The following is a 5,747-nucleotide window of genomic DNA, read 5'->3' as shown; positions in this document are numbered from 1 at the left end:
GATCCAACAACTCGAAGCGCTGGGCCTACAGGTCACCCTCACCCCCGCCGCCGCCTGAACACCTCTCCACCACCCGGGCCACCCCGGGCCATCACCCATGCCCCCACTCAAGTTGGTTTCCGGTCAGTCACATCGGCTAGGTTAGGCGCACCTGTTTCCATGTTCAGTCCCAACCTTGAATGACATCTGGACCCACCTTCAAGGTGTTCGCCCATCGTTTGGTGGGTTCACGATGGTACGGGATCCATGTGCGGTCAGGACTCGGGCGTGCCGCACGGCCGAGACATACCGTGTGCGCCGCGATCGAACGTCGACGGCGTGGGATCAGCGCAGATACTGGTTCGCTGGATCGTTCGCTCTCGTTGCGACGTACCTATCGGTGGTGTGTCTGTTGCATTTCACCGGGCACTTGCACCGCTTCCGGTCTCTCTCCGAATAGCCGGCCGAGGAGGGAGAGCCTCACCCGGGTACGGCCGAGGCGCCGGGTGGCTACAGTGACGCCCATGACAGCGACGGCCATGGTCGCCTCCGACGAGGAACTCGGCCGGCGGGCCCGCGGTGGCGACGCGACCGCGTTCGCCACGCTGACCGAGCGGCACCGGGCGGCCCTGCGGGCGACCGCGATCGCCTGCCTGGGCACCGTCGACGAGGCCGACGACGCGGTGCAGGAGGCGGTGCTCCTGGCCCTCCGGCGGCTGCCGCAGTTGCGCGATCCGCAGGCGGCCGGCGCGTGGCTCAAGGCGATCGTGCGCAACGTGTGCCGGATGCAGTTGCGGTCCCGGCGGCCGGCGCCGGTCGCCGAGCCGCAGCTGCTGCTGCCGTCGGCGACCGAGCCCGGGCCGGAGGAGGCGTTCGACCGGAACACGGCACGCGACTGGGTGTGGCACGGGGTCGCCACGCTGTCCGAGCCGGTCCGCGAGGTGACCCTGCTGCGCTACTTCACCCGGTTCTCGTCGTACGAGCAGATCGCCCAGGTGTGCGGGATCCGGGTCGACACGGTCGGCAGCCGGCTGCGGGACGGGCGGCGGGCGCTGGCCCGGGCGCTGCGGGAGACGGCCGGCGAGGCCCACGCGGCGGCCGATGCCGTGGCGGCCGCTCAGCGGCGCACGGCGCAACAGCACGCTGCCACGATCAACGACGGGCACGGTGCGCGGGTCTTCGACGACTGGTTCCGGCCCGACCTGTCGTTGACGCTGATGGGGCACCTGGTCGGCGACCGGGCGACGCTGCGCGCGATGACCGACATGACGTTGAGCGCCGGGGTCACCGTGCGGTTGCACGACGCGATCGGCAGCCGTGACGTGGTGGTCTGGGACATGAACTTCGTCAACCCCTCCGACGATCCGGAGCACTGCCCGCCGGCCACCGCCTGGCTGCTACGCCTCCGCGGCGGGCGGGTGGCGCGGCTCCGCGTCGCGTACGGAACGAAGCCGCACCCCTGAGATCCGGATCACACCGCCCGGAGCGCAGAAAGCAGCCGCCGGCTGCATCTCGTCTCGACAGCCCGCCTCGCGGGCACTCGCGACGAGAAGGAGAGACATCGTGCCGATCGAGGAACTGCCGGAGCTGCTGCGGCCTGCGATTGAGAAATACCGGGACGCGGTCGAGGACATCGGCCGGATACCGACCGGTCTGGTCGGCGAGCTGCGCGACCACGGCGCCTTCCGCGTGCTCACGCCACGCGAGCATGGTGGATACGAGGCCAGCCAGAGTCAGGCGCTGGAGTTCTACGCCACCGTGGCGCGCATCGACGGGCCGACCGCCTGGCTGCTCTGGAACTTCAACCTCGGCTTCGTGGCCGGCTGGCTCCCCGAGGAAGGGGCGGCCCGGCTCTGGGCCGGCGGCGTGGACCCGCTGATGGCAAACTCGGGCAGTCCGGGGTTGCTCACCGCGGTCGACGGCGGCTTCCGGCTCACCGGCCGTTGGAAAATCGTGAGTGGAGCGCACGTGGCCGAATGGTTCCTGCTGGCCGGCGTCGACCCGTCGGCCGGGCCGGGCTTCGCGGGGCTGCGCTTCAGCGTGCTGCCGCGGGCCGACGTGTCGGTCGAGGACACCTGGGACGTGATCGGCATGCGGGCGTCCGACAGCAACACCGTCGTGGCCGAGGACGTCTTCGTACCCGGGTCCATGTCCAACCTGCTCTTCGCCCCGAACCGGCTGGACCGCCCGGCGTACCGGCTGCCCGCGCCCAATCAGCTCTTCCCGGGCTGCGCGGCGGTGCTGATCGGTATGGCCGAGGCCGCGATCGACGAACTGATAGCGGTCGCCGCGGTCAAGAAGGGGTTCGACGGGGTGCCGCTGGCCGAGAAGGACCACGTCGCGATCGCGGTGGGCCGGGCACTCGCACAGGTGGCGGCGGCCCGCGCCCTGCTGCTGTCGACGCAGCGCGAGCTCGACCGTACGGTCGCCGCGGGCGCCGAGACCACCGAGGCGCAGCGGGCCGCCGTCCGGGGTGCCATGTGTCATGTCACCGAGACGGCCCGCGCGGTGCTCACGTCGATGTACGAGCTTGGCAGCTCGGAGCCGCTCTACCGGACAAGCCGCCTCGGCCGGATCTTCCGGGACGGCATGGCCGCGGCCCAGGCCGCGAACCTGTCCACCACCCAGTGGACGATCCCCGGCCGGCTGGCGCTGGGGCAGCCCTCGGGCTGGCCTTTCGTCTGACGCGGCTGTCACGCCGTGGGCACCACCGTGCCCACGGCCGGCGGCCGGCGGCGCGGGCCGGGCACGGGGTCACGGGAGGGTCAGAATGATCCGCTCACGGGCGGTGCGGCTCTCCAGCAGGCGGTGTGCTTCGGCCGCCTCCGGCATCGGGATGGTGCGGTGCGCACGTAACCGGAGCCGGCCGGCGGCGAGCAGCGTCATCGCCTAGGTCAGGTCCTCGGCTGTGTGCGCGGCGTCGGGGCCCGACAGTCGTACTCCGAAGTCGCCCGAGTGCGGGTCGGACAGGGTGATCACCCGAGAGGGGCCGCCAGCGTGACCGCATCTCCCCTCGGAGCTCCATTGTGGATTGACGACTGTTGGCAGGGTGCAGGCCGTGGTGTTGTCGTTCGGCCACCGGATTCTTCGCCAGGCGTTGCAGCTGATCACCCTTGTTGGCGCGTGGTGAGCGCCTCAACGCGGTAGAGGTGCGCTCGTGCTTCGGCATCGGGTCGCGGTGCTCAAGCGGCACGTGCCGCGGTAACCCGGCCGAACACCGTGCCCCACCGGAAGAGTCGCCGGTATCGTTGACCGGTGATCGGCAACCTCGAGACGTTCCAGGACGAGCTGGCCGCCACCGGGTTTCCGCCGTTGGTCAACAAGCTGGCCGGGGCGGACTTCCGGGGCCGGATCGCCACCCGTCACCTTGGGCCGCTGCGGCTGGTCTCCCTCCACACGCCCGCGAGTTCCTGTGTCGGGCGGGAGCGCGGCGCCTCCGACGGCGAGAACTTGGCGGTCAAGGTGATGGCCCGGGGCCGGACGCGGATCGAGCAGGGGCGCGGCCACGCGGAACTCGGTCCGGCGGACCTGGTGCTGCTCGATCCCACGCGTGCGCTCCGGTTCGAGAGCACCGCGGCGGCGCACGTCACCATTCTGGTTCCGCGCCGGGAGCTGCGGATCCGGCCCGCGCAGATCGACCGGCTGATCGGCGTACGCATCGATGGCAGACATGGTCCGGGCGCTCTGGTCTCCGTGCTGGCGCGGGAGTCGGCGCGGTCAGCGGCCGAGTTCCGCGCGGCGGAGGCGCTGCGGTCGGCGGCGGCGGTCGTCGAGCTGATCGCGGTCGCGTTGGAGGCCCGGTTGGGCGACGCGCAGCCGGCTCCGGACGAGTGGCTCAGGGACCGGATCGCCGGCTATATCGAGGCGCGGCTGGCCGATCCGGAGCTGTCCCCGCCCAGCATCGCCGCGGCCCACCACATCTCGGTACGTCGGCTGCACAAGCTGTTCGAGGATCAGCCGTTGACCGTCGCGGCCCTGATCCGCCGTCGCCGCCTGGAACGCTGCCGGGCCGAGTTGGCCGGAAGCGGACGTACGGTCACCGCCGTGGCCGCGCGGTGGGGATTTTCCGATCCCACGCATTTCAGCAAGCTCTTCAAGGCGACGTACGGCTACAACGCCCGTGCACTGGTGACCAGTAACCGTGCACAGACGACCAGGACGCGCGCGGCCGGACCGGAACAGAATGGTGGTCACCAAGGCGGGCAATAGACAGGAGAAGTCGTGGCGAAGGTGAATATCGTCCGCCCGGGCGAGGGCGAGATCCTCGGCAGCGGGGCGCAGCAGATCCGGATCCTGGAGAACGGCGAGCACACCGACCACCGGCTGGGGTTCGCCGAGGTCACCATTCCACCGGGCACACCGAGCCCGTTGCAGCACCGCCACGCCCAGCACGACGAGGGCTTCTACGTGCTGGCCGGAACGTTCCGGTTCACCGTCGGCGAGGACCAGTACGACGCCGGGCCGGGCACCTGGGTCATCGTGCCGACCGGGGCACCGCACACGTTCGCCAACGTCGGCGACGAGAACGCGGTCATGCTGAACACGTTCACGCCGGACCTGTACGTGCAGTACTTCCGCGACTTCAAGGCCATGATCGATTCCGGGCAGCCGGTCAATGCCGAGACCATGAAACCGCTGTGGAAGAACTACGCCACCGAAATTTCGAACGAATACGCCTCGTGAAGCGCCTTCAGTACGACCGCTACGGCGGCCCCGAGGTGATGCGTCTCGCGGAGTTCGAGCCACCGCGCCCGGGTTCGGGGGAGGTTGTCGTCCGTGTCCGGGCGGCGGCTGCAACGCGCTCGACTGGAAGATGCGCAACGGTGAGATGAAGCTGGTGACCGGTCGCACCTTTCCCCGGAGAAGGCGGTCGTGCTCAAACCGGTGGACCTTTCGTACGAGCAAGCCGCCGCGCTGCCGACCGTGGGTGTGACCGCCTACCAGGCCACGGCGGGAGCTCCGGCCCGGGCAGGCGGTCTTCGTCAACGGGTGCGTGGGTGGGGTGGGCCGGGCCGCCGTCCGGTTCGCCCGGGCGCGGGGAGCCTCGGTCGCCGGCAGCTGCCGTGACACCGCCGCTGGCGAGGCCCGCGAACTCGGCGTCGAACCGGTCGTGGAATTCGGCTTCGACCCGGCCGACCTCACCGGACGGTTCGATCTCGTCTTCGACACGCCCGGCGTGCTGCCCTTCGCCGCGGCCCGGATGCTGCTGAAGCCCCGCGGAACCATCATCGACATCGTCCCGACCCCGGCCAAAATGATCAGGAGCACCCTGCCCGGACCGTTCCGGGCGATGATGGCCGGCCGGTGACCGCCGACCTGAAAGAGGTGGCCCGAAGCCTGCGCCTGCCCATCGCCCGCATGGTCCCGTTGGCCGAGGCGATTCCCGCCCTGACGGAGCTGGAGCGCGAGCAACGCCCGAAGGACGGCAAACGGGTCATCACCGTGGCCGGAAGCTGAGCCGGGTCGGAGGAACCTCCTGCCAGCCCTGCCCGGCCGCTCATCAGCCGACCGCGCGGAGGTTCGCGACGCCACGGCCGGGTGGGCCGCCTGATGGCTGTGTCGGCTGGGCCTTGTCTTTTCGGCGAGACCGACGTCACCACGCTGGTGGGGGGCGGTGGGCCTCTGGTTCGACCGGTCTGAGCGGCGCATTAACGGTGGTCTCAGATTCGCTCGGTACGAAGTCGGCATCAGATGAGCGAGTGACCGGTATGCAGGAGGCTTGTGATGGCAGTCAACGTAGCGCGGCCCAGGGAAGCACGGCACGGGGA

The 5,747-nt window shown here is 70.3% G+C and carries 7 protein-coding genes; 6 read left to right on the top strand and 1 reads right to left on the bottom strand.

Annotation, left to right across the window (positions count from 1 at the left end; translation table 11 throughout):
* Positions 1–503 precede the first annotated feature (503 nt).
* Both LDL48_RS43050 and LDL48_RS44930 read left to right on the top strand, forming a co-directional pair.
* Positions 504–1,442, top strand: coding sequence for an RNA polymerase sigma factor (locus LDL48_RS43050; RefSeq protein WP_225260985.1), 939 nt, complete (start codon positions 504–506; stop codon positions 1,440–1,442).
* 100 nt (positions 1,443–1,542) lie between these two features.
* Positions 1,543–2,664, top strand: coding sequence for an acyl-CoA dehydrogenase family protein (locus LDL48_RS44930; RefSeq protein WP_225260984.1), 1,122 nt, complete (start codon positions 1,543–1,545; stop codon positions 2,662–2,664).
* Between the two features lie 69 nt (positions 2,665–2,733).
* On the opposite strand, the gene LDL48_RS43040 is transcribed toward LDL48_RS44930, so the two are convergent.
* Positions 2,734–2,865, bottom strand: coding sequence for a zinc-binding dehydrogenase (locus tag LDL48_RS43040; RefSeq protein WP_225260983.1), 132 nt, complete (start codon positions 2,863–2,865; stop codon positions 2,734–2,736).
* 369 nt (positions 2,866–3,234) lie between these two features.
* Here LDL48_RS43040 and LDL48_RS43035 point away from each other — a divergent pair, with 369 nt between their 5' ends.
* The 4 genes from LDL48_RS43035 (at position 3,235) to LDL48_RS43020 (ending at position 5,436) form a co-directional block, all read left to right on the top strand.
* Positions 3,235–4,188, top strand: coding sequence for a helix-turn-helix domain-containing protein (locus tag LDL48_RS43035; protein WP_225260982.1), 954 nt, complete (start codon positions 3,235–3,237; stop codon positions 4,186–4,188).
* A 12-nt stretch (positions 4,189–4,200) separates the two neighbouring features.
* Positions 4,201–4,662, top strand: a complete 462-nt coding sequence (locus LDL48_RS43030) for a cupin domain-containing protein (RefSeq protein WP_155342733.1) — start codon at positions 4,201–4,203, stop codon at positions 4,660–4,662.
* A 319-nt stretch (positions 4,663–4,981) separates the two neighbouring features.
* Positions 4,982–5,287: an MDR/zinc-dependent alcohol dehydrogenase-like family protein gene (locus LDL48_RS43025; RefSeq protein WP_225260981.1), complete on the top strand. Its 306-nt coding sequence runs from the start codon at positions 4,982–4,984 to the stop codon at positions 5,285–5,287.
* On the top strand, positions 5,284–5,436 hold the full coding sequence (locus LDL48_RS43020) for a hypothetical protein (protein WP_225260980.1): 153 nt from the start codon (positions 5,284–5,286) through the stop codon (positions 5,434–5,436). The genes LDL48_RS43025 and LDL48_RS43020 overlap by 4 nt, the downstream gene beginning before the upstream one ends.
* Positions 5,437–5,747 lie beyond the last annotated feature (311 nt).

The sequence above is a fragment of the Jidongwangia harbinensis genome, from assembly GCF_020216025.1.
Taxonomy (GTDB): Bacteria; Actinomycetota; Actinomycetes; order Mycobacteriales; family Micromonosporaceae; genus Actinoplanes; species Actinoplanes harbinensis.
This window is presented reverse-complemented; position numbering and strand designations above follow the sequence as displayed.

Bases quoted from the DNA above. Each gene is read 5' to 3' on its own strand.
- LDL48_RS43050 (WP_225260985.1), top strand. From the start codon at position 504: ATGACAGCGACGGCCATGGTCGCCTCCGACGAGGAACTCGGCCGGCGG.
- LDL48_RS43040 (WP_225260983.1), bottom strand. From the start codon at position 2,865: ATGACGCTGCTCGCCGCCGGCCGGCTCCGGTTACGTGCGCACCGCACC.